Source organism: Blautia glucerasea, assembly GCF_013304385.1.
Lineage (GTDB): Bacteria > Bacillota > Clostridia > Lachnospirales > Lachnospiraceae > Blautia_A > Blautia_A ammoniilytica.
Genome location: NZ_JAAITU010000150.1, coordinates 1 through 489 on the forward strand (window position 1 = coordinate 1; position 489 = coordinate 489).

The 489-nt window shown below is 36.4% G+C and carries 1 pseudogene; it reads right to left on the bottom strand.

What is annotated here, in order from left to right:
• Positions 1-438, bottom strand: a pseudogene (locus G5B11_RS18825) (replication initiator protein A); the annotation flags it as partial.
• Between the last annotated feature and the right edge of the window lie 51 nt (positions 439-489).

Genomic DNA, 489 nt, shown 5'->3' on the forward strand with positions numbered 1-489 from the left:
TTGAAGTTTGTTTTCGGGACTTCTAGAAGTTTGATTTTGGGACTTCATGAAGTTTAAATTGTAAACTTCTGCAGGCTCTTCATTTTCCACAGAAGTTTGTTTTTTAAACTTCTCTAATTCCTCTCCAAATTTTTTCTCAGGCATAAAGGTTTTTACGTAGATAACATTCACCTTTCCAAATCCCTGCCTGCGTTTCTCAATCAGACCAATTCCTGTTTCGTCATCCAGCTCTCTCATGGATTTGATGGCTTTATTTCTGCCACAGTTCAGTAATTCCATGATATCTTCGATGGAAAAGTAGATATATGCTCTGTTTTTGTCGTCAAACCACTGATTCTTGATGGAAAGAGACATTCGATCCAACATCAGTCCATATAAAATTTTGGCATCGCTTGATAAATCTTTAAAGTAGCTGTCTGTAAATAATGCTTTTGGTATACCCTTTTCTTATCAGGTTGCTCTATTGCTGTGGTTTAAGGATATCGGAAG